The 23,318-nt window shown below is 71.2% G+C and carries 19 protein-coding genes; 5 read left to right on the forward strand and 14 right to left on the reverse strand.

The genetic code is table 11. The annotated features are described in order from the left end of the window. Positions 1-20: 20 nt before the first annotated feature. Positions 21-254, forward strand: coding sequence for a DUF7455 domain-containing protein (locus AC0VY3_RS25230; protein ID WP_030080091.1), 234 nt, complete (start codon positions 21-23; stop codon positions 252-254). A gap of 120 nt (positions 255-374) precedes the next feature. Here AC0VY3_RS25230 and AC0VY3_RS25235 read toward each other — a convergent pair whose 3' ends face one another. The 6 genes from AC0VY3_RS25235 to AC0VY3_RS25260 all read right to left on the reverse strand — a co-directional run bounded on the left by AC0VY3_RS25235 (position 375) and on the right by AC0VY3_RS25260 (position 8,412). Next, positions 375-1,205, reverse strand: coding sequence for a S1 family peptidase (locus AC0VY3_RS25235; RefSeq protein ID WP_103511646.1), 831 nt, complete (start codon positions 1,203-1,205; stop codon positions 375-377). A gap of 135 nt (positions 1,206-1,340) precedes the next feature. Continuing rightward, positions 1,341-2,888 carry an RNA polymerase sigma factor gene (locus AC0VY3_RS25240; RefSeq protein ID WP_137230149.1) on the reverse strand — a complete coding sequence of 516 codons (1,548 nt, stop codon included), beginning with the start codon at positions 2,886-2,888 and terminating at the stop codon, positions 1,341-1,343. A 322-nt stretch (positions 2,889-3,210) separates the two neighbouring features. Beyond that, positions 3,211-4,098 (reverse strand): FadR/GntR family transcriptional regulator, encoded by an 888-nt coding sequence (locus AC0VY3_RS25245; protein WP_181011045.1) that lies wholly within the window; start codon positions 4,096-4,098, stop codon positions 3,211-3,213. A gap of 160 nt (positions 4,099-4,258) precedes the next feature. After that, positions 4,259-5,995, reverse strand: coding sequence for an ATP-binding cassette domain-containing protein (locus AC0VY3_RS25250; RefSeq protein WP_103511648.1), 1,737 nt, complete (start codon positions 5,993-5,995; stop codon positions 4,259-4,261). A gap of 145 nt (positions 5,996-6,140) precedes the next feature. Further along, positions 6,141-6,899 (reverse strand): NUDIX hydrolase, encoded by a 759-nt coding sequence (locus tag AC0VY3_RS25255; RefSeq protein WP_103511649.1) that lies wholly within the window; start codon positions 6,897-6,899, stop codon positions 6,141-6,143. Between the two features lie 91 nt (positions 6,900-6,990). After that, a complete protein-coding gene (locus AC0VY3_RS25260; RefSeq protein WP_103511650.1) occupies positions 6,991-8,412 on the reverse strand; it encodes a DUF4192 domain-containing protein in 1,422 nt (473 codons plus the stop codon). Between the two features lie 110 nt (positions 8,413-8,522). On the opposite strand from AC0VY3_RS25260, the gene AC0VY3_RS25265 reads away from it, so the two are divergent. Further along, complete coding sequence (locus AC0VY3_RS25265; protein WP_242742706.1) at positions 8,523-10,694, forward strand: RecQ family ATP-dependent DNA helicase; 2,172 nt, start codon at positions 8,523-8,525, stop codon at positions 10,692-10,694. A 216-nt stretch (positions 10,695-10,910) separates the two neighbouring features. Next, entirely contained in the window at positions 10,911-11,552 is a 642-nt protein-coding gene (locus AC0VY3_RS25270; protein ID WP_103511652.1) for a hypothetical protein, read from the forward strand. A 122-nt stretch (positions 11,553-11,674) separates the two neighbouring features. Here the strand turns inward: AC0VY3_RS25270 and AC0VY3_RS25275 are convergent, their stop codons facing one another. The 6 genes from AC0VY3_RS25275 to AC0VY3_RS25300 all read right to left on the reverse strand — a co-directional run bounded on the left by AC0VY3_RS25275 (position 11,675) and on the right by AC0VY3_RS25300 (position 17,612). Continuing rightward, positions 11,675-12,310 carry a hypothetical protein gene (locus tag AC0VY3_RS25275; protein WP_475550672.1) on the reverse strand — a complete coding sequence of 212 codons (636 nt, stop codon included), beginning with the start codon at positions 12,308-12,310 and terminating at the stop codon, positions 11,675-11,677. A 61-nt stretch (positions 12,311-12,371) separates the two neighbouring features. After that, complete coding sequence (locus tag AC0VY3_RS25280; protein ID WP_475550673.1) at positions 12,372-13,082, reverse strand: ribonuclease HII; 711 nt, start codon at positions 13,080-13,082, stop codon at positions 12,372-12,374. Between the two features lie 149 nt (positions 13,083-13,231). After that, a complete protein-coding gene (locus AC0VY3_RS25285; protein WP_475550674.1) occupies positions 13,232-15,076 on the reverse strand; it encodes a DUF4153 domain-containing protein in 1,845 nt (614 codons plus the stop codon). A gap of 250 nt (positions 15,077-15,326) precedes the next feature. Further along, complete coding sequence (locus AC0VY3_RS25290; protein ID WP_475550675.1) at positions 15,327-16,235, reverse strand: ADP-ribosylglycohydrolase family protein; 909 nt, start codon at positions 16,233-16,235, stop codon at positions 15,327-15,329. 12 nt (positions 16,236-16,247) lie between these two features. Then, positions 16,248-16,907, reverse strand: coding sequence for a histidine phosphatase family protein (locus AC0VY3_RS25295; RefSeq protein ID WP_103512834.1), 660 nt, complete (start codon positions 16,905-16,907; stop codon positions 16,248-16,250). Between the two features lie 99 nt (positions 16,908-17,006). After that, a complete protein-coding gene (locus tag AC0VY3_RS25300) occupies positions 17,007-17,612 on the reverse strand; it encodes a YdbC family protein (protein WP_103512833.1) in 606 nt (201 codons plus the stop codon). Between the two features lie 173 nt (positions 17,613-17,785). Between AC0VY3_RS25300 and AC0VY3_RS25305 the strand changes: the two genes are divergently transcribed. Further along, complete coding sequence (locus tag AC0VY3_RS25305) at positions 17,786-18,322, forward strand: TerD family protein (RefSeq protein ID WP_103512832.1); 537 nt, start codon at positions 17,786-17,788, stop codon at positions 18,320-18,322. A gap of 119 nt (positions 18,323-18,441) precedes the next feature. Here the strand turns inward: AC0VY3_RS25305 and AC0VY3_RS25310 are convergent, their stop codons facing one another. Continuing rightward, the gene (locus AC0VY3_RS25310; RefSeq protein WP_475550676.1) at positions 18,442-21,339 is read right to left on the reverse strand and encodes a vitamin B12-dependent ribonucleotide reductase; all 2,898 of its coding nucleotides are present in this window, start codon (positions 21,337-21,339) and stop codon (positions 18,442-18,444) included. Between the two features lie 174 nt (positions 21,340-21,513). After that, complete coding sequence (nrdR, locus tag AC0VY3_RS25315) at positions 21,514-22,026, reverse strand: transcriptional regulator NrdR (protein ID WP_030633345.1); 513 nt, start codon at positions 22,024-22,026, stop codon at positions 21,514-21,516. Positions 22,027-22,517: 491 nt separating this feature from the next. Here nrdR and lexA point away from each other — a divergent pair, with 491 nt between their 5' ends. Then, positions 22,518-23,315 (forward strand): transcriptional repressor LexA, encoded by a 798-nt coding sequence (lexA, locus tag AC0VY3_RS25320; RefSeq protein WP_010072358.1) that lies wholly within the window; start codon positions 22,518-22,520, stop codon positions 23,313-23,315. The last annotated feature ends 3 nt before the right edge of the window (positions 23,316-23,318 follow it).

The following is a 23,318-nucleotide window of genomic DNA, read 5'->3' on the forward strand; positions in this document are numbered from 1 at the left end:
CGAGCTAGAGAAGAGGCGACGTGACTACTGTTCTGACCCCCGCGAGCCCGCTGACCGCAGCAGACCGCTGTGACCGTTGCGGCGCCCAGGCATATCTGCGCGTCGTCCTGATCAGCGGCGGTGAACTGCTCTTCTGCGCCCACCACGGGCGCAAGTTCGAGCCGGAACTCAAGAAGATCGCCGCGGAAATACAGGATGAGACGGATCGGCTCACCGCCGTGCAGACGGCTTCCGCCGACGAGGACCAACACTGACACCTCGCATCCACGACGAGCCAGGGGCCGGTCCAGGACCGGCCGACGGGCGGCTCCCCCACCGGGGGAGCCGCCCGTTCTCGTCGTGACGGCCGGACCGCCCACGCGGCCCGGCCCGGCTCAGATGCGGCCCGCGGCCCATTCCAGGGCGGCGGAGACCCGGGTGTACACCCCGGGGCTGCCCGCGCGCCCACAGCCGCTGCCCCAGGACACCAGGCCGATGAGCCGCCCACGGGCCACCAGCGGCCCGCCGCTGTCGCCCTGGCACGCATCCCGGCCGCCCGCGGGATCGCCCGCACAGACCATCGCCGAGGCCTTGTAGGTGCCCTCCTGGCCACCCGGGTAGGCGCGCGCGCAGTCGCTGTCCGGCAGGACCCGCACCCGCGCGGAGCGCAGCACGGAGGCGTACGTACCGCTTCCGGTCGTGTCACCCCACCCGTAGACGTCCGCCGCCGTCCCGGCCCGGTAGGCGGCGTCCCCACCCCTGGCCATCGGGATGACGCCGTCCTTCGGTAGCGCGCGGGACAGGGTCAGCACCGCGAGGTCGCCGGCGTTGGAGACAGGGTCGTACGCCGGGTTCACCCAGATGGAGCGGACCGGGATCTCCTGGCCGCCGGAGTCGCTCAGCCGCTCCCGGCCGGCGATCACCAGCAGGTCCTTCACCCGGTTCGCCGGTCCGCCGAGCGCCTCGTCACTCAGACAGTGGGCGGCCGTCAGGATCTTCGTGGGCGCCACGGCGACGCCGCCGCAGAACTGGCCCGAGCGCGCCCCTCCGAACCGGTCCCGGCTCGACAGCGCCACCGCCCAGGGACTGTCGGCCACGGGGGCGGGCCGGCCGCCGACGATGATGCTGTCCGCGGCCGCCGGGGCGGGCGAGGCGAAGGGCAGCACGGCCGCGGCGGCGGTCAGGGCGAGCACCCCGGTCAGGGCACGGACGACGGGACGGGGCATGGAGGCTCCTGACGCTGAGTTGACAAGTAATCCACCCAGCGTGATCCAGCCGGTCCGGGTACGCACCCGAGGACACGCCGGAGGGCCCGGATCCCCTGGGGGTTCCGGGCCCTCGGCCGGTGAAGATACCGCGATCTAGTCGAGGTAGTCGCGCAGCACCTGGGAGCGCGACGGGTGGCGAAGCTTCGACATCGTCTTCGACTCGATCTGACGGATGCGCTCACGCGTCACGCCGTAGACCTTGCCGATCTCGTCGAGCGTCTTCGGCTGGCCGTCGGTGAGACCGAACCGCATCGAGACCACGCCGGCCTCACGCTCGGAGAGCGTGTCGAGCACCGAGTGGAGCTGCTCCTGGAGGAGCGTGAAGCTGACCGCGTCCGCCGGGACGACGGCCTCGGAGTCCTCGATCAGGTCACCGAACTCGCTGTCGCCGTCCTCGCCGAGCGGGGTGTGCAGCGAGATCGGCTCGCGACCGTACTTCTGGACCTCGATGACCTTCTCGGGGGTCATGTCGAGTTCCTTGGCCAGCTCCTCCGGGGTGGGCTCGCGGCCCAGGTCCTGGAGCATCTGGCGCTGCACGCGCGCGAGCTTGTTGATGACCTCGACCATGTGCACCGGGATACGGATGGTGCGGGCCTGGTCGGCCATGGCGCGGGTGATCGCCTGACGGATCCACCAGGTGGCGTACGTGGAGAACTTGTAGCCCTTGGTGTAGTCGAACTTCTCGACCGCGCGGATCAGACCGAGGTTGCCCTCCTGGATCAGGTCCAGGAAGAGCATGCCGCGACCGGTGTAGCGCTTGGCCAGGGAGACCACCAGACGGAGGTTGGCCTCCAGGAGGTGGTTCTTGGCCCGGCGGCCGTCCTCGGCGATGATCTCCAGCTCGCGCTTGAGCTTCGGCGCGAGCTTGTCGGCGTTCGCCAGCTTGTCCTCGGCGAAGAGACCGGCCTCGATGCGCTTGGCGAGCTCGACCTCCTGCTCGGCGTTGAGGAGGGGAACCTTGCCGATCTGCTTCAGGTAGTCCTTGACCGGGTCGGCGGTGGCGCCGGCGACGGCGACCTGCTGGGCAGGTGCGTCGTCCTCGTCGTCGTCGGAGAGGACGAAGCCCTTGTTCTCGCCCTCGCCCTCCTCTTCCTCGCCCTTGCCCGCCTTGACTTCCTCGGCGGCCTCGTCACCGTCGAGGAGCTCGTCGTCCTGCTTGCCGGACTTCTTCGCCGCTGTCTTCTTGGCCGCCGTCTTCTTCGCGGCGGTCTTCTTGGCAGCCGTCTTCTTGGCTGCCGCCTTCTTGGCGGGAGCGGCCGCGACGGCGTCGTCGGCCACCGCGTCCGCACTCTCGGCCGTCGGGGCGGCGGTGGCCGCGACGGTCCTGGTCACGGTGGTCTTCGCCGCGACGGTCTTGGTGGCGGTGCGCTTGACCGGGCTCTTCGCTGCGACGCTCTTGCGGGCGCGCTTAGGCGACTCCGCGGCACTGACCATCAGCGTCACACCCTCTTCCTCGAGGATCTGGTTGAGGCTGCGCAGAACGTTCTTCCACTGGGTTGGCGGAATCTGGTCAGCCTCGAAGGCCCGACGCACGTCATCGCCGGCGATCTGCCCATCAGCCTTTCCCCGCTCGATGAGCGCCATCACAGACTCGGACTCGGCGATCTCCGGCGGGAGCGTACGGGATGTGCTGGCCGACACGAACAACCTCTCGGAACGATGGAAACGGCTTCCGGCCCTGCCCTGGAGAGGGCGGGAACCGACGACCGTCGACTGGGGATGTCGCCGACGGCGCGGGTCAGGCCTCAGAACTGCACAGCGCGCCCAAGGGCTGCTGTATTCCTTCCGCGACGCTCACCTCTTAAGTCATCGCGCTGCTTCGAGGAGTGTTACGGCCAATCCGCGTGGCCCGAGTCACACCTCATTTGCGGCGAACCGGGCGATGGGCGGCATCCCCTCACAATTGTGCCGCCGGACCCGTGCGGCCCGGCGGCACGGGTCCACACTTCCGGCCGCGCCCCGGTCAGTGCTCGCGCGGCGCGGGAACCACACGCTCGACGTCGGGGTGGACGACGAGCAGCTGACGCATGGCCGTCTCGGCGGCCCCGGCGTCCCCCGAGGCCAGGGCGTCGGCGATGCGCGCGTGATGGGCGAGCGAGGTCTCGCCGGGCCGGTCACAGCCGGTGACGGGACCGCCGGAGACATGGAGGGCGGCCGAGACGATGCCGGAAAGGTGTTCGAGCATCCGGTTGCCTGCGGCCTGGATGAGCAGGGCGTGGAACTCCGCGTCGGCGCGGGAGAAGGTGATCGCGTCCCCCTGCCCCATCGCGTGCCCCATGATCTCCACCATGTCGCCGAGGCGCTGCTGGATGTCGTCCCGGCCGTGCCCGGCCGCGAGGCGGGCCGCGAGCGGTTCGATGGTCCAGCGGAGCTCGGCCAGCTCACGGCGCTGGTCGTCCCGCTGCGGACCGAAGGCCCGCCATTCGATGATGTCGGGATCCAGCAGGTTCCAGTCACTGACCGGGCGGACCCTCGTCCCCACATTGGGGCGCGCGCTGACCAGCCCCTTGGCTTCGAGGACGCGCAGGGATTCGCGTACGACGGTGCGGGAGACCTCGAACCGCTGGCCGATCTCCTCGGGAACGAGGGGGCGGTCCGCGCCGAGGTCGCCGGAAACGATCATCTGGCCCAGCTGCTGGACGAGTTGGCCGTGGAGACCGCGCCCGCGGCTGGCCGCCCCCCGTCGGCTCACCCGTCCCAACTCGGAATCGGCACCGCCCCAGGACCGGGATGCGGCACGCTCGCCGGCCTGCGCCTCCGTATAGGGATAGCGGTCGAGTTCGCCCGGGCCGGCCAGGCCGGAGTCGACGGTGCGGGCGGCGGTCATCATGGTGTGCGCAAGGGTACTCACGCATCCTTTTTCGGCGCGGCTCGCCCGCCCCTTGAGGTCTTTGGTGAAAAGCACACGAAAGGGTGATCGGCGCTCGCTCCGCAATTGACGCCATATACCTACAATCCCGGCATTTCTCAGGGAGTTGCGGGCTCCTGTCCTCGGCGTGGGACGACGGTGATCACCAACGCGCCTTTCCTCGAAGGCTGGTGAACAGATACGCGCAGATCAGGGCTGACAGCGACAGGGCGAGCGCCGTCCCGACGGGTTGAGCCACCACCCGCGCGACGGCGAGGACCCAGTGGTCGGCCTGGAGCGGCAGCTGCCATCCGGCCAGTTCGCGCAGCCTGCCCGGGAGTCCGGCGACCGAACGCGCGGACGGTGCCGCGAAGACCTTCTGCACCAGCGGAACGACGAGCACCGGAACGGCCAGCACCGCCGCGATCCCTGCTCCGGCCACCCGGAAGACGCCGGCCGCCAACAGCCCCGCCCAGGCGCAGCCGACCGTCAGAGCGGCCCAACTCACGCCCATTGCAACGGCGTTCGAAGGGACCTCGATCAAGTCCGGTCCGTATACGAGCCGGAGGCACTGCGCTCCGCACACCACCGCGAGACCGGCGAGCAGCAGGGCGAAACCCGCGGTCACGGTGAGCTTGGCCAGCAGCAGCCCGAGCCGCCGGGGCACGGTGCCGCGCGCGGCGGCAAGTGCCGGATAGCGGAACTCGTCCCCGAACGAGAGCGCCCCGAGCAGACCCGCGCCGAGCGCGGCGGGAGGCAGCGGCAGCAGGGCGGGCCACGCGGCGAGCACGCGGGGCAGCGCGGTGCCGTCGGTGCGGGCGAGCAGAACGGACACCGCGGCCGACACCACCAGAACGGCCGCCATGATCATGGCGGTTGTCCTGACGCCGAGGGAGCGGCGCAGTTCGTACCGGAGCGGGCGCAGAGGGCCACGTGCGGGGCGCACCCGGATCGGGGGCGGCAGCTCGGACAGGGCGGCGGCCGAGTCGTCGCGCTCCCCGCTCCCGCTCTCCGCCGGGGCGGCGGGTCCGGTGTCGCCGATCTCGTCGGCGAGCTGGTGCACAGGGACGCCGTGCCGGTAGGCGGTGTCGCCGATCTCCGCGCAGTTGCTGCCGTAGACCGTCAGCCGGCCGGCCGCCTCCTCGACCACTTCGACGGAGCGTTGTGCGGCCCGGGCCTCCCGGCTGACCACGGCCGCCAGCCGGGCCGCGTGCGGGGTGCGGACGGCGACCCGTGCCCGGAGCCGGGTGCGGGCGAAGTCGGCGACGTCCTGGTCGGCGACGAGGCGCCCGCCGCCGATGGTGACGACGCGGTCGGCCGTGCGGGCCGCCTCCTTGGGGTCGCCGGTGGTGTGGAGAACCGTGCCGCCCTGGGCCGCGTGCGCGCGCAACAGCCCGTACAACCAGCTGTTCTCGCGTGGGGACAGCCCCTCCGCGGGCTCGTCCAGGATCAGCGTGTGCGGGTCTCCGAGCAGCGCGCAGGCGAGGCCGAGCCGACGGTCCATGCCCACCGAGAGAGTGCCCAGACGCTGGTCCCCGAGCCCGGCGAGACCGACCACTTCGAGCACTTCGTCGGCCCGGGTGGCGGGCACTCCGGCTGCCGCGCAGAGCATACGGAGCTGCCCCCGGGCGGTCCGGGAGGGGTGGCCCGGTACATCGCCGAGCAGTACGCCCACTTCCCGTGCCGGATGGGCGATGCGGTGCAGCGGCCGCCCCCGGAAGTAGGCGACGCCCCGCCCGGCGTCCAGTTCGAGCATCAGACGCAGGGCCGTGGTCCTGCCCGAGCCCGGGGCGCCCAGCAGGGCCGTGACACGGCCGGGCGGAGCCTCGAAGGTCAGATCGTTCACGGCGGGCGGAGCGTCGCGACGGGGGGTGCTGGTGAGTCCGATGGCCTGGAGCATCGCTTCTCTCGCGTCTCTCGCGGAAGGTGAGACCGCTCGGCGGCAGGGGGTTACCCAGCAACATAACGCGACATTTCCGACTTTTGGTGCAGGGGTGAGCCGACAGGCGTTCCGCGCGGCCATCGACGGCGGAACGCCCGGTGACTCAGACCTCGGGCCGCAGCATCGGCGGATTGAGGACCGTGGCCGCCCCGGCCCGGAACAACTGCGCGGGCCGGCCGCCCTGTCGCGTGGTCGTCCCGCCGGAAGGCACCAGGAATCCGGGCGTTCCGGTGACCTTTCGGTGGAAGTTGCGGGGGTCGAGGACCACGCCCCACACCGCTTCGTACACCCGGCGCAACTCGCCGACCGTGAACTCCGGCGGGCAGAACGCCGTGGCCAGCGAGGAGTATTCGATCTTGGAGCGGGCCCGCTCCACTCCGTCGGCCAGGATCCGGGCGTGGTCGAAGGCCAGCGGCGCCGCCTGTTCGCCCTCACGTCCGGTGCCGGGGTGCAGCAGGTCCTCGACCGGCGCCCAGCGCGCACTGTTGGCATCACCGCCGGCCCGGGGCGCGGGCAGGTCCGGTGCGAGGGCGAGGTGGGCGACGCTGACCACTCGCATCCGGGGGTCGCGCGCCGGATCGCCGTAGGTGGCCAACTGCTCCAGATGCGCGCCGTTGCCCACGGCGGGTTTCGCCGGATCGTGTGCGCAGAGGCCGGTTTCCTCGACGAGTTCACGTGCCGCTGCGGACCCCAGGTCCTCGTCCGTCCTGACGAATCCGCCGGGCAGCGCCCATCGGCCCTGGAACGGGGTCTCTCCGCGACGGACGACCAACGCGCAGAGCGCGTGACGGCGCACCGTGAGCACGACCAGGTCGACGGTGACGGCGAAGGGCGGGAAGGTCGACGGGTCGTAGGGCGGCATGTCGCGATCATAGTCGTCTGCCTGACGATAAACACTCCCTTCTGCATGCTCGTGATCGGTCCGGGTGCCGCGGTCGGTTCCGGGTGACGGGTCATCGGCGCGTCCTGGTGCCGCGTCGGCCGTACCGCCGGGCCTCGCGCGGCCGTCGCCCGGCCACCGAGGGCCGGGGACGGACCGATCCCGGTGCCGCCTTTCCCCGCTCGGCACCCGGAGGCCGGGGAGCACGCCCGCGCCGCCGACCACCGTCGGGCAGCGGACGGACCCTGCGGACACGCAACGGGGTGTCACCCCGGTCGGCGGCGGTGGAGACCGATGCGTCCGCCGCCCCGGCACCGGAGCCCGGCTTCGCGCCCACGGCCTCTCCCTCGCCCGGTCCCCTGTCCGGGCCCTCGTCCACGGTCTCGCGCAGGCAGCGGCGCAGAGCCTCCGGATCGAGCCCTTCGTTGCAGGCCCGGTGCAGCAGCTGGGCGAAGGTGTAGTCGGGGTCGGCGCGCAGTGCCAGCGTCAGAGCGACCCGTGCGCCCGGCTCGTCTCCGGTGGACCAGGACACCCAGCCCGCCAGCGTGAGCGGAGCGGCCGCGTGCTCCCCGTACCGCCCGACGCAGCGCCGTGCCAGGACCCGCCACAGACGCAGCGCCGACTGTGCTTCCGCCCCCTCCATCCAGGCCGCGGCCCTGTCCCGGGTCTCCCGGTCCTGGAGCCCGAGGATGACCGCGGCTGCCTCGTCGGAGCCGATGAGCTGGTCGTCCCCGGCGTCCGCGAGCGCGGGAGGGGCCGGCTGCGCCCGTTCGATGCGGTCCATGAGGGTGCGCGCCAGCTGAAGGGTCTCCGCCGCGACCTCCCGCCTGGCCCGCTCGTCCAGGAGCCTCGGCATCAGCACCGGCACGGCCCTGTCCAGGGCCTCCTGCTGCGTGGTCACGTCGACCGGGGTCCGCCAGGGCTGAAGCCTCGCCTCCATGTCGCGCAGCGTGCCCCGGACATGGACGCCCGCATAGGTGGCGGCCGCGGCCATCACCGTGGTGCCGGGCATGGCCAGCGGATTTCCCTGCTCGGGGCAGCAGCGGGGGTCGGGGCAGCAGTAGGACCAGTAGCGGCCGTCGGAGATGCAGAGCGCTTCGAGGACGGGCACGTCGAGCGCTCCGCACGCCGTGCGCAGGCGTTGCGCGAACGGCCTGAGCCGCTCCATGGTCAGCGGGCCGCCCGAGCCGTCCGGCGAGTCCTGGCAGAGGAAGATCACGATCGCGTCGGGCCGTCCTTCACGGCGCTCGCTCCCCGATACCAGGCACTCCGCCAGCTGATCGGCGACCGGCCCCCATTCGCCGGGCGCCTGCGGAATGCCGAGCCGGAGTCGGCCGCCGAACCGGCCCCGCCCGCCGTGCAGGGCGACCATCACGACGCTGTCGTTGGGGTAGAAGCCCATGAGATACGGGAGGGCGTCGGCGAGCTCGGCGGGGCCGCGCAGGGTGATCTGCTGTTCCCCGGCCGGGCCGGTGGATTCGTGGTGCTTGTTCATGGCTTGACGGTCCCGCAGCCCGCCAGATCCCGCGACCCCTGTGGATAACGTTATCCACAGGCTCGCCCTGTCGTTCGCGGTTTGTCGTAGCCATCGGGTTGCATGGGGGCATGACCAACGCAGATCGTGCAGCGCTCAGGGCTTCGGCCGATTCCGTCCTCGCCCGCCTGGTGGGCGATGCCACCGGTACAGCCGTGCTGCGCGAGGACCAGTGGGTGGCCATCGAGGCGCTCGTCGCCGACAAACGCAGAGCCCTGGTCGTGCAGCGCACCGGCTGGGGCAAGTCCGCGGTCTACTTCGTGGCGACCTCGCTGCTCCGCGCGCAGGGCAGCGGCCCGACGGTGATCGTCTCGCCGCTGCTGGCCCTGATGCGCAACCAGGTCGCGGCGGCGGCCCGGGCCGGGATCAGCGCCCGCACGATCAACTCGTCCAACACGGAGGAGTGGGAGAGCGTCCAGGCCGAGGTGGCGGCGGGCGAGGTCGACGTCCTGCTCGTGAGCCCGGAACGCCTCAACAATCCCGACTTCCGCGACCAGGTGCTGCCGAAACTGGCGGCGGCGACCGGGCTTCTGGTGGTCGACGAGGCCCACTGCATCTCCGACTGGGGGCACGACTTCCGACCCGACTACCGACGGCTGCGGACGATGCTCGCCGATCTGCCGACGGGGGTCCCGGTGCTCGCCACCACCGCCACGGCCAACGCCCGTGTGACGGCGGACGTCGCGGAACAGCTGGGCACCGGCGCGGGCACCGACGCGCTGGTGCTGCGAGGCCCGCTGGACCGGGAGAGCCTGAGCCTGAGTGTGCTGCAGCTGCCGGGCGCGGCACACCGGCTGGCCTGGCTGGGCGACCACCTCGGCGAGCTTCCCGGCTCCGGGATCATCTACACGCTGACCGTCGCGGCGGCCGAGGAGATCACGGCCTATCTGCGCCAGAACGGACACGCGGTGGCCTCGTACACCGGGCGGACCGAGAACGCCGAACGCCAGCAGGCCGAGGACGACCTGCTGGCCAACCGGGTCAAGGCGCTGGTCGCCACGTCCGCGCTGGGCATGGGATTCGACAAGCCCGACCTCGGCTTCGTCGTGCACCTGGGCTCGCCCTCCTCCCCCATCGCCTACTACCAGCAGGTCGGGCGTGCGGGGCGCGGTGTCGAGCACGCCGAGGTGCTGCTGCTCCCCGGCAAGGAGGACGAAGCGATCTGGCAGTACTTCGCCTCCGTCGCCTTCCCGCCGGAGGAGCAGGTGCGGCGCACTCTGGACGTTCTGGCCCGCGCGGAACGGCCGGTCTCCCTCCCAGCGCTGGAGCCCCTGGTCGATCTGCGGCGGACCAGGCTGGAGACGATGCTCAAGGTGCTGGACGTCGACGGTGCGGTGAAGCGCGTCAAGGGCGGCTGGATCTCCACGGGTACCCCTTGGGTCTACGACGCCGAGCGCTATGCCTGGGTAGCCCGGCAGCGGGAGGCCGAGCAGCAGGCCATGCGTGACTACGCCTCGACGACGGCGTGCCGGATGGAGTTCCTGCGGCTGCGCCTCGACGACGAGGAGGCCGCGCCCTGCGGACGCTGTGACAACTGCGCGGGCGCCCGCTTCGACGACAAGGTCTCCACCGCCGCCCTGGACGGAGCGCGCAACGAACTGGGCCGGCCCGGTGTCGAGGTGGACCCCCGCAAGATGTGGCCCACCGGCCTGCCCGCGGTGGGCATCGACCTCAAGGGGCGCATCCCGGCGGGAGAGCTGTCCTTCACCGGCCGGGCGCTCGGCCGGCTCTCCGACATCGGCTGGGGCAACCGGCTGCGTCCCATGCTCGCGGCACAGGCTCCGGACGGGCCGGTGCCGGACGACGTCACGAACGCCGTGGTCACCGTGCTCGCCGACTGGGCGAAGGGGCCGGGCGGTTGGTCCTCCGGTTCGGCGGACGCGGCTCCGCGGCCGGTCGGTGTGGTGACCGTCGCCTCGCGCCGCAGGCCGCAACTGGTCCGGTCGCTCGGCCTGCGCATCTCCGAGATCGGCCGGATGCCCCTGCTCGGGACGGTCTCCTACGCGCCGGGCGCCGAAGACGTGATGATGTCGCAGACCAACAGCGCGCAGCGGGTGCGGGCGTTGCACGAGGCCTTGGTCGTGGAGCCGGAGCTGGCGGAGGCGTTGGCGGCCGCGGACGGCCCCGTTCTGCTGGTGGACGATCTTTCGGACACCGGCTGGACCCTGGCCGTGGCCGGGCGGCTGCTGCGGCGGGCCGGGGCCCAGGGGGTGTTTCCGCTGGTCCTCGCGGTTCAGGCGTGACAGGAGGAGTCATCCCGGGCGGGTCTGGGCAGGGATATCAGTGTCATTCCGGCTGATTCCCGTCAGCCGCAGTAATTGCTCGTTGCCGCCTGCCGGTAGGCCAGGGAGAATTGGAGACGCCCCCGCACAGTTCCTCATCGGGCCCGGAAGGGCTGTGTCGCGGCGCGCCCTCACTCGACCCTGCCCGCACCACGGGCGCGTAGCGAAGGGAGGACCGTGACCTTCGGATTCGCCCCGCCCACAGCCACTTCGACAGCGGCGTCCTCGGTTTCCGCAGACTCCGTCAACCGCCTTGCCCGGATGCTCGAACCAGCGGAGTGGGCCTCGGCGGGCATACCCCTGCTCCGCAGTCCCCGGGAAGTCGTCAGCGGGCTGCACTCCCGGCACCGGCCGGTGCCGGCCACCGCCGTGGTCGCGGTCCTCGATCATGAGGAACGGCTCACGGCGAGCGCCTCGTTCGCCCGCCGGACGACAGTGGCCGCGGACGGCTGGGAGTTCCGCAACGCCCTGCTGGCGCAGTTGCGGCGCGTCATCCCGCACGATCTGCGCCGCCGCACTCCGGTCCGTACGGCCGTCCTGCTGTACTGCCGTGACGGCGACGAACGGTGGACCGAGGAGGACGGTGCGTGGATGTGGGGCCTCCGGGACGCCTGCACCCTGCACGGGCTCCGCTGCGGGGCCTACATCACGCTCACCCGAGGGGGCTGGCAGGTGCTCGGCGAGGGAAGGGGTGGGCGACGGCCCAGTTCCCTGTCGGAGCCCTCACTGCTGGCCGACGCCGTCAGCGATCGCCGGGCCTCCCCGACCCGGTCGGGCGGCGGCGCGGCGGAGGCACTGCGCCGGACCGCCGCCCGCTGAAGGGTCACCGATCAGGCAGGCATCGAGTCAGGCCCGGTGCACGGCCCCGGAGACAGGCGGTGGCGCCTCCGGCCGCCCGTGCGGGCGGCCGGGGGCACCGGTGGGGTGTGTTCGGACCGTGTTCAGACCCCGGCGCCGAGCGCGGAGTTGATCGTCTGCGGGTCTCCGCAGACGATCAACAGCGCTGCGGCACGGTCGCGTGCGACGGGCAGCGTACGGGCCGCCGCGGTCCGGTCGGCGTCGTTGACCGCGACGACGACCACGGGCCGGGAGCCGGCCTTCTCCGCGGAGGCGTCGGCGAAGAAGACGTCGTCGCCCGCGTCGTGCTGGGCCCAGTACGCGGCTTCGCCGAAGGACAGCTCGTGGGCGGCCCACGGGTGCTGTTCGCCGGTGGTGAGCACCAGGATGTCGCCCGGTGCGCGACCGGACTCCAGCAGCAGGTCGACGGCCTCCTCGGCCGCGTCGAGTGCGCCCGCTGCCGGCGCCGGGATCAGCTGGATCTGCGGCGCGGAACGATCCTCCGTCGGCGCCGGGCGGGTGGGTGCCGGTGCGGCGGGCGCCGCGGGGGCGGGGTGGGCGCGCTGCGCCGGGGGCGCGGGGCGCGCGGGGCCGGGGCCCGGACGACCGGGACGCGGGGTGGCCGCGGAACGCGGGCCGGGTACGGGACGGGGGGTCGGCGCGGTGCGGCCGGCGGCCGGAGTGACGCGGGGACCCTGGGCGCTCTCGGGAATCTGAGGCTCCTCGAAGATCGGAGGCATGCAGGTGGTCGGTGCGAACGCCGATGTCGTCGGCGTCGGTAAAAGGGGCGCGTGTGCGCGATCAGAATTCGAAGCCGAGCTGGCCCCCGCTTTCGAATGCGGCCGCCTCGGCGGAAAAACGGACCTTCTTCAGGTGCTGCCACCGGGGCAGCGCGTCCAGATACGCCCAGGAGAGACGGTGATGGGCCGTGGGCCCCCGCTCCTCCAGCGCGGCCCGGTGCACCGGCGAGGGGTACCCCGCATTGGCGTCGAAGGCGAAGTCGGAGCAGTCCTCGGACGCGGCGCCCAGTTCGGCCATCATCCCGTCACGGTGCACCTTGGCGATCACCGAGGCCGCCGCGACCGCGATACAGGACTGGTCGCCCTTGATCACGGTGCGGACCTTCCAGGGAGCGCCCAGGTAGTCGTGCTTGCCGTCGAGGATCACCGCGTCGGGCCGCACCGGCAGTCCGTCCAGGGCCCGCACGGCGGCGAGCCGGAGGGCGGCGGTCATGCCGAGGTCGTCGATCTCCTGCGGCGAGGCCTCGCCCAGCGCGTAGGCGGTGACCCAGCTCCGGAGTACGGGGGCGAGTTCGGCACGCCGCCGGGGGGTCAACAGCTTGGAATCGGTGAGGCCTTCGGGCGGTCGGCGCAGTCCGGTGACCGCCGCGCACACGGTGACGGGTCCGGCCCACGCACCGCGGCCGACCTCGTCGACACCGGCGACGGTCCTGGCACCGGTGGTAGCGCGAAGCGAGCGCTCGACGGTGTGCGTGGGTGGTTCGTACGGCATGGCGCCTGACAGCGTACGCCGAGTGCCACGGCAGCAACACCCCGGGGCGCCGGGCATGCCGCGAATCAGCCATCGGAGACGGCTTCGAGACCTCGCGGACCCGCCGAACCCATGGGGCTCAGCGGGTCCGTCGCTCCGGCGGGACGTGCTCAGTACGGGTCGTAACCGTCGTCGTCCGGCTGATAGCCGTCGCGGGTTCCGCTTCGGCCCGCCCGGTAGCAGTCGCGGCCATCGCCCTCGACCGGCCGCTTTTCCAGAATCTCCTTCGCCCGCGCCTCGCCCCAGCTGGTCGCGTACCAGGGGGTGTCGGCGTACAGGACCTCGTTCTGGATGATCCGCAGCGCGCAGGAGCGTTCCGGTTCGGGCAGTCGGTCCAGGGCAGGCACGGCGTCGGCGGAGAGGTCCTTGACGTAGTCGATGTCGATGGCGGTCGACGTGCTGTTCTCGAAGCGCTGGACGTTCTGTTCGGCGATCAGTCCGTCCGGCGAGAGCAGCCCGAAGGCCAGGACCCCGGCCGCCGCGCTCACCGCGATGGCCCGCGGAAGGAACCGGGCCCCGAAGACTCCGGCCGCCAGGATCAGGATCAGCACCACGCCGAGCCAGAGCTCCATCGCGGCCACGGATATCCGGAGCCTGGTCAGGCCGTACTCCTCGACGTACAGATCCATGCGGCGCAGCGCGGAGGCGACGACGACGAGGGTGAGCACACAGAGGGTGCCGAGGACGGCGCGCACCAGTGTCCGGTCCCGGCTGCCGCCGCGCGGCGCCCAGCGCAGGGCCAGGGCGATCACGAGGAGGGTGAGCAGGGTGGCCCACAGCAGTTGCCAGAAGCCCTGGCGGGCGTACTCGGCGTGATCGAGACCCGTCTCCGCCCGCACCTTCTCGTAGCCCCCGAGGAGGACGACGAGCTGGAGGGTGATGAACGCGGCGAAGAGCAGGTTGAGCACCATCAGCGGAAGGGCCCACTCCGCCCGTCCCCGGGGTTTGCCGGGCCGTACGGTGAGCCCGTCCCAGCGCACCGGGGCCGCGGCGGCGTACGCGGCGGCGAGCGCGCCCGCCAGTCCGAGCGCGAACAGGAAGATCCGCCACGGTACCTCGCCGATCGAGGCGTCGGGCATCAGGCTGCCCAGCAGATCGGCGAACGCGGCGTCGGCGCTGGCGAAGAGGGTTCCGAACACCACCAGTAGCACGAGCGCCACCGCCGTGGTCCGCAGGGCTGCGCCCCAGCGCGCCCGGGAGCCGTCGGCCCGCGCGCGGATCCCCCGTACGCCCCAGATGATGCCGGGCACGACCGAGTCGAACAGGCCCAGCGAGCCGACCAGCACGCCCAGCCAGCTGCGGCTGCCGTGCAGCGCCAGCGAGCCGAGCGCGAAGGCCGACACCACGGCGAGGAAGGTGGGCCAGCCCGCGTCCCGGAGCGCCGGTATCGCGAGCAGCGCGAGCCCTCCCAGCGCCCAGGTCGCGGTCCAGGGCCGCAGCCTGCGGCCCGCGGCCCGTGCGGCGAAGAACGCGGCCAGCGCGGCGGGCACCGCCACGATGAGAAGGTTCACCCCGATTCCTTCGCCCAGCAAGAGCATGCTCAGGACGGCGGTGGCCAGGACCGACCAGAGCACGGCGGGGCGGATGAGGGGCGGAGCGGCGGGCCGGAGCCGGGCCGTCACACCGTCGTCCTTGGCGCCGGGCGCCCCTGCGGCGTACTGCCAGGGGCCGCCGGGCTTACCGGCGCCGGCGGCGGTCCGCGCGCCGACGGTCCGCGCGCGGGCCGGCTCGTGTTCGGACGCCGGTGCTCCGGATGGCTCCGCGCCTGGCGACTGCGGTTCGGACGGCCGTGGTTCGGGCAGCTGTGGCTTGTTCGCGGCCGGTGTGCCGGCGGCCTCGGCAGGCTTGGCGGCCTTCGAGGTCACCGGCGGATCCGGCTGCTCCGGTGGCCGGGGCGTACCGGTTTCCTCGGACTTCTCCGGCGGTCTGGACGGCTCGGACGGCTGATCGGACATGGGACCCCTCCCCGACCGGGTCCACGCGCGGCCCGGGGCCGTACGCCTGTCCCGGCGTCTCATTCGGCGCACGCCCTCAAGATCAACCAGGGGCGGCGTGGCCGAAAGAGTAATCCCGAACTCGCGTTCGTAGACGCTTCACCGGCACGCCGGGGCATCCTGTGGCAGGACCGTGACAGATGACGGCGGGAACGGTTTCAGCGCGGGAACGGGATCGGTGCGGCGGCCGGGATCAGTGCGGGAACCGGCATCAGCGCAGGGACGGAGTCATCCACGCCGGCGGTTCCTCCGTCTGTGCCAGCCAGTCGGCAGGCGGTGCTCCGGCCTCGCCCGAGGCGACGACACCGCCGACGATGGCGCACGTCGTGTCGACGTCGCCGCCCGCCTGGGCGGTGACCCAGAACGCCTCCTCGTAGTCGCCGAGGCTCCTGGCCGCCGACCAGAGCGCGAACGGCACGGTGTCGTGGGCGCTGGTCCGGCGGCCGTTGCCGAGGACCGCGGCGACCGTCCCGGCGTCCCGGTAGTCCAGCATGTCGCGGGCCCGGCGCAGCCCCGCGCCGACGGCGCTGCGCGGCACGAGCGCGATGACGCCGTCGAGGAGGTCCTCGGGGCTCGGCGGCCCGCCGGGGGCGGCGGCGAGCGACGCGGCGGCGGCCACGGCCATCGCGCCGACGACGGCCTCGCGGTGCTGGTGCGTGGTGTACGAGGAGATCTCGGCCTGATGCGTGGCCTGCTCGGGATCGTCCGCGTACCAGGCGCCGAGCGGGGCGATGCGCATCGCCGAACCGTTGCCCCAGGAGCCCTGGCCGTTGAAGAGCGCCGAGGACAGTTCCCGCCAGTCGCCGCCTTCACGTACGAGCCTGAGGAGCCGGTTGACGGCGGGGCCGTAGCCCCGGTCGAAGTCGTGTCGCTCGGCGAAGGAGCGGGCGAGCGCGTCCTGGTCGATGCGGTCGTGCTCGGCGAGCACGGCCAGGACCGAGCAGGCCATCTCGGTGTCGTCGGTCCACTGCCAGGGCCCGGGCGGCAGGGCCCGCTGTTTCAGCAGGGGGTAGTTGACGGGAATGAAGAACTGGGAGCCCAGGGCGTCTCCCACGGACAGCCCACGCAGGCTGGCCAGGGCGCGTTCGAAGCGCCGCGCGGAAGCAGAATCAGCGGTCATCGCCCTGCCACTCTATCCGGTGCGGCCGTACGGCTCAGGGGTTCGCCAGCGTTGAAAGGGCCGGTCGAGCGTGTAGCGGCCGTTCTCGCCGAGCAGCAGGGTCCGCGTCTCGCCGTTGCCCGGGTTGGACAGCGACTCGAACTCCGCGACCGACCAGTGGAACCAGCGCATGCAGAACAGCCGCATCGTCAGCCCGTGGGTGACCAGCAGGACGTTCTCCGGGTGGTCCGGCTCCTCGAAGCTGCGGTGCAGGCTCTCCAGGAACGCGCCGACCCGGTCGTAGACGTCGGCACCGGACTCGCCCTGGGCGAAACGGTAGAAGAAGTGCCCGTAGGCGTCCCGGTAGGCCTTCTGCTGCCGTACGTCGTCCCGGTCCTGCCAGTTGCCCCAGTCCTGCTCCCGCAGCCGGGGCTCCTCGCGGACCCGGACGCGTACCGGGTCCAGGCCGAAGGACCGGAACGTCTCGTGGGTGCGGCGGTACGGCGAGATGTAGACGCTCACCCGCTCCTCACCGAACTGCTCCCGCAGCTCCTCCCCGGTCGCCCGGGCCTGCCGCAGACCCGTGTCGGTGAGCCGGAGCGCGTGGTCGGGCTCCCGCTCGTACACCGTGTCGTCGGCGTTGCCCTCGGACTCGCCGTGCCGGACGAGGACTATGCGCTGCGGTCGTGCCATGTCCCGAGCCTAGATCCGATCGGGGCCGCACGACCGGTCGGGGCGGCAGGAGGGGGCCGCGCGGGTCGCCCGGTCCAGGGGGGGGCCGGGCCGCCCGGGTCACACCGTCCAGGACGGTTCCAGGTCCACGACGTCGCCCGTCAGCTCGATCACGTCCGTCTCGGTCTGCGCCCGGGCCACCAGCCGCTCGGCCCCCGCCGTGCGGTACTTGCCGCGCTCGGCACTCGACTTCCACAGGGACAGCGCCAGGAACTCGTTGCCGGGCGCCTCGCCGAACACACCGCGCAACATGCCGGGTGATCCGGCCATGGCGGGATTCCACACCTGCTTCTGCATCAGTACGAAGTGCTCGGCGCGCTCCTCGTGCACCCGGCTGTGCGCGACCCTGACGACGTCCGCCTCCGCGAAGTGGGGCTCGAAGCCCGTCTTCACGTCGAAGCTGCGCTCGAAGAGGGTGACCTGCATATCGCGGAACATGCCCGACTGCCCGGCTGCCAGCCGGTCGTGCCCGCGGGCCATGAAGGAGTCGTAGAAGACGCGGTTCTCCCAGAAAGCGAAGACATGGGCGACGTCGGGGCGCGTTCGGCTCCACCCGCCGCTCTGTCCTCTGAACCCCGGCTCGCCGAGCAGCCCCGCCCACTTCCGCTGTCCCCGTTCGAAACCATGACGGTCCACCACGGAACAGCGAATCCACTTCACCAGCACCGCGCCATCGTACGGCGCGGAACGTGGCGCCGGTCACGGTACCGGTGGGTGGCCCGAATCCGCCGTCCGGTACCGGGGCAGTTGGTTCAGCGGCCGGTTCCGTACATGATCGGGTCAGTCGTGTATCGGGCGAAGAGAACGGTCCACGGGCCGTCGGCCGGGAGGGGAGTTTCTTGAGTACTCCGAACAAGGACATCGAGAAGGTCGAGGTGCGGGTCAAATGGGACCCCAGCCCGCACGGGGCACCGGCCAACGACCTCGACATCATCGCGGCGACCTACCCGGCCGACGATCCGTACGGCGCCCCCGCCTATCTGGTCCACTTCGACAGCCGCTCGCCGGACGGCACCATCACGCTCAACCGCGACAGCCGGACCGGCCAGGGGTTCGGCTTCGACGAGGTCATGACCATCGAGCTGAACCGGCTGGCGGAGCGGTACGGGCGAGTGGTGGTCGGTGTCGCCATCCAGCAGCGCGAGGGCCACAAGACCTTCGGCGCCATAGGGAGCACGGCGATGGAGATCGCCGAGGGCTACACCAAGCTGGCGGAGAACGACTTCTCCGACGTGGCGTGGGCGACCGCGGCGGTGGTCGGGGAGTTCACCCGGGACAGCTCGGGCCCCTGGGGTTTCCGGTCGGCCGTACGCGGTTACGACGGCGACCCCGACGCGTTCGCCGCCGCGATGGGAAGCCGGGCCGCCGAGGGCTGACAACAATCAGTTCCGGACAACCCGGGGCGGCATGCCGAATGGGGACCGGCCAGTGGCCGGTCCCCCTTCGTGAGCCGCGGGTCAGCCAGGGCGTGTCCGCACACGCCCCGCGTCCGGTGTCAGCTGCAGCCGCTCGTCGAGCCGCAGCCCTCGCAGATGTAGCAGGAGCCGGCGCGCTGCATCTTCGTACCGCAGGAGAAGCAGAGCGGGGCGTCGGCGCTGATGCCGAGCTGCATCTCGACCAGTTCGGCCGAGGTGTGCGCCGTCTTCGGCGCGGGCTTCGCGGCGGACTCCTGGGGAGCCGCCACCACCTTCAGAGGCTCGGCGTGGACCGGAGCCGACTGGGCCAGGCTGTCCGCGTCCAGGCCGTCCGCCTCGAACGACTGCTCGTAGCTGCCGGTGTCCAGGTGGCGCTGGCGCTCCTCGGCGGAGTGGATGCCGAGGGCCGAGCGGGTCTCGAAGGGCAGGAAGTCGAGCGCCAGGCGACGGAAGATGTAGTCGACGATCGACTGCGCCATCCGCACGTCCGGGTCGTCCGTCATGCCGGCCGGCTCGAAGCGCATGTTGGTGAACTTCGAGACGTACGTCTCCAGCGGGACGCCGTACTGCAGACCGACCGAGACGGCGATGGAGAAGGCGTCCATCATGCCCGCCAGGGTCGAGCCCTGCTTGGACATCTTCAGGAAGACCTCGCCGAGACCGTCGTCCGGGTAGGAGTTGGCGGTCATGTAGCCCTCGGCGCCGCCCACCGTGAAGGAGGTGGTGATGCCGGGACGGCCCTTGGGGAGGCGCTTGCGGACCGGGCGGTACTCGATGACCTTCTCGACCGCCTCGCGGATGGTCTCCTCGGCCTTCGCGGTGACCTCTTCCTTCTCCTTGTCCTTGGTCTTGGCGGAGAGGGGCTGGCCGACCTTGCAGTTGTCGCGGTAGATCGCGAGCGCCTTGACGCCCATCTTCCACGCCTCGAAGTAGACCTCCTCGACGTCCTCGACGGTTGCCGTCTCGGGGAGGTTCACCGTCTTGGAGAGCGCGCCGGAGATCCACGGCTGGATGGCCGCCATCATCCGGACGTGGCCCATCGCGGAGATGGAGCGCTCGCCCATCGCGCAGTCGAAGACCTCGTAGTGCTCGGTCTTCAGGCCGGGGGCGTCGACCACGTTGCCGTGCTCGGCGATGTGGGCGACGATCGCCTCGATCTGCTCAGGCTGGTAGCCGAGACGGCGCAGCGCCTGCGGCACCGTGCCGTTGACGATCTGCATCGAGCCGCCGCCGACCAGCTTCTTGAACTTGACCAGGGCGAGGTCGGGCTCCAGACCGGTGGTGTCGCAGGACATCGCGAGACCGATGGTGCCCGTGGGCGCGATGACCGAAGCCTGCGCGTTACGGAAACCGTTCTTCGCGCCGAGCCGGATCACGTCCTGCCAGGCCTCCGTCGCGGCGGCCCAGACCGGCGAGTCGAGGTCGTCGACGTGGACGGCCTTGGCGTTGGCGTCGGAGTGCTGCTTCATGACGCGCTGGTGCGGCTCGGCGTTGCGGGCGTAGCCGTCGTACGGGCCGACGACCGCGGCCAGTTCGGCGGAGCGGCGGTAGGAGGTACCGGTCATCAGCGAGGTGATGGCGCCGGCGAGCGCGCGGCCGCCGTCGCTGTCGTACGCGTGACCGGTCGCCATCAGCAGGGCGCCGAGGTTGGCGTAGCCGATGCCGAGCTGGCGGAAGGCGCGGGTGTTCTCGCCGATCTTCTGCGTGGGGAAGTCCGCGAAGCAGATCGAGATGTCCATCGCGGTGATGACCAGCTCAACGACCTTGGCGAAGCGCTCGGACTCGAAGGACTGGTTGCCCAGGTCGTCGTCCTTGAGGAACTTCATCAGGTTCAGCGAGGCGAGGTTGCACGAGGTGTTGTCCAGGTGCATGTACTCGCTGCACGGGTTCGAGCCGTTGATCCGGCCGGACTCCGGGCAGGTGTGCCAGGCGTTGATGGTGTCGTCGTACTGGATGCCCGGGTCGGCGCACGCCCAGGCGGCCTCGGCCATCTTGCGGAAGAGGGACTTGGCCTCGACCTCTTCGATGACGTCGCCGGTCATCCGGGCGCGCAGCCCGAACTTGCCACCGGACTCGACGGCCTTCATGAACTCGTCGTTCACGCGGACCGAGTTGTTGGCGTTCTGGTACTGGACGGACGTGATGTCGTCGCCGCCCAGGTCCATGTCGAAGCCCGCGTCACGCAGGGCGCGGATCTTCTCCTCTTCCTTCACCTTGGTCTCGATGAAGTTCTCGATGTCGGGGTGGTCGACGTCGAGGATGACCATCTTGGCCGCGCGGCGGGTGGCGCCGCCCGACTTGATCGTTCCGGCGGAGGCGTCGGCGCCGCGCATGAAGGAGACCGGTCCTGAGGCGTTGCCGCCGGAGGAGAGGAGCTCCTTGGAGGAGCGGATACGGGAGAGGTTCAGGCCGGCGCCGGAGCCGCCCTTGAAGATCATGCCCTCTTCCTTGTACCAGTCGAGGATCGACTCCATGGAGTCGTCGACGGCCAGGATGAAGCAGGCGGAGACCTGCTGCGGCTGGGGCGTGCCGACGTTGAACCAGACCGGGGAGTTGAAGCTGAAGACCTGGTGCAGGAGGGCGTAGGCCAGCTCGTGCTCGAAGATCTCGGCGTCCGCGGGAGAGGCGAAGTAGCTGTTCTCCTCACCGGCCTTGCGGTACGTCTTCACGATCCGGTCGATCAGCTGCTTGAGACCGGTCTCGCGCTGCGGCGTGCCGACAGCTCCGCGGAAGTACTTGCTGGTGACGATGTTGACCGCGTTCACCGACCAGAAGTCGGGGAACTCGACGCCACGCTGCTCGAAGTTGATCGAGCCGTCGCGCCAATTGGTCATGACGACGTCACGGCGCTCCCACGCCACCTCGTCGTACGGGTGCACGCCGGGGTTGGTGTGGATGCGCTCGATACGCAGACCCTTGCTCGCCTTGGCGCCCTTGGTGCGGGAACCTCGTGCCGGGCCGCTCGCCGTCTCTGTCATGCCGCCTCCCATATGTGGGCGAAAACGCCCTGAAGTGCCCAGATCTTCCCAGGCACAATGTGTGTCCGTTGCCCCGGAAGCCGCACTCGGCAGCCGGAAGCACTCTCATGTCGCCCTGCCGCCGGTCCACAGAGATACGTCTGCGGGCACTGGCGTCCCGGGCGGGTACCGCTCTCAGTCGGCGGCGATGGCGGGCGCGGGGACCTCAAGGGTCTCGCCGCTCCCGCAGTCCTCGGTGGAAGGCCGCTGCTCACGCAGTTCCACGATGGCGGCCTCGAAGTCTTCCAGGGAATCGAACGCCCGGTACACGGACGCGAAGCGCAGGTACGCGACGAGGTCGAGTTCCTGCAGGGGGCCGAGGATGGCCAGGCCCACGTCGTGGGTGGTCAGCTCGGCGCTGCCGGTGGCGCGCACCGCCTCCTCGACCCGCTGGCCGAGCTTGGCGAGTGCGTCCTCCGTGACGGGTCGCCCCTGGCAGGCCTTGCGGACGCCGGAGATGACCTTGGTGCGGCTGAAGGGTTCGGTCACGCCGCTGCGCTTGACCACCATCAGCGAGCAGGTCTCCACCGTGGTGAAACGGCGGGAGCAGTCGGGGCACTGCCGACGGCGACGGATCGACGTCCCGTCGTCGGTGGTGCGACTGTCGACGACCCTGCTGTCGGGGTGCCTGCAGAAGGGGCAGTGCATGGCTCCCAACCCTCCTTCACACGCACGACTGAATAGCCTCTTCAGGGCCGTTTCCGGCCCCTGGAAGCAGTCCCCAGCATAGGCGATGACCACGGCGCGGTTGAACCGAGACCACAACTTCTGGGTGACTGGAGCAATCCAACCACTAGATCTAGGGTTGAGTCGCGTTTTCGGCCCTATCGCGTGTCGCGCGCCGGACCTCGTTTCGAGGCCGCCCGGGGGGGGAGCGTGGGCCAGAGAAGAGGGTACGGGAAACGCGTGGCCGCCGAGCCGCCGGGGCTCCGGCGCACAGGTCCGGATGAAAGACTTGGGCCGGGAGCGCGACAGCGCCTCCGCGGAGGCCGTGCGCGCCCCCCGAACTGCCGCTCATACACCTGTCGGTAGCACCGCGACACCCCTTTATTCGTTTTTCACTCGAACGTGTGTTTGGCGCAACCTTTCGAAAGCTACTACCGTTGTCCAGCTAGGGAGAACATTCGAGAGGGGCCGACGTGACCACCACCGCAGACAGTGCCACCATCACCGCCCGGGACCATCGCTCCCAGAGCCGACTTGAGCCGGTGCATGCCATGAATGACTCAGTCACGAACACGGACGGGCCCGAGCCCGCACGCCCGGGACGATCCATGCCCGGCAGGCCTCCGGGCATCCGGGCGGACAGCTCGGGGCTCACCGACCGGCAGCGGCGGGTCATCGAGGTCATCCGCGACTCCGTGCAGCGGCGGGGATACCCGCCCTCCATGCGGGAGATCGGTCAGGCGGTGGGCCTGTCCAGCACCTCGTCCGTCGCCCATCAGCTGATGGCGCTGGAGCGCAAGGGCTTCCTGCGCCGGGACCCGCACCGGCCCCGGGCCTACGAGGTGCGCGGATCCGACCAGCCCAGCACCCAGCCGACCGACACCACGGGCAAGCCCGCCGCGTCCTATGTGCCGCTGGTGGGCCGGATCGCCGCCGGTGGCCCGATCCTCGCGGAGGAGTCCGTCGAGGACGTCTTCCCGCTCCCCCGCCAGCTCGTCGGCGACGGTGAGCTGTTCGTTCTGAAGGTCGTCGGCGACTCGATGATCGAGGCCGCGATCTGTGACGGCGACTGGGTCACCGTCCGCCGCCAGCCCGTCGCGGAGAACGGTGACATCGTCGCCGCCATGCTCGACGGCGAGGCGACGGTCAAGCGCTTCCGCCGGGAGGACGGTCACGTATGGCTGCTCCCTCACAACGCCGCGTACCAGCCGATCCCCGGCGACGAGGCGACCATCCTGGGCAAGGTGGTGGCGGTGCTGCGCCGCGTCTGAGGA

The sequence above is a fragment of the Streptomyces sp. iso_384 genome (assembly GCF_056172905.1).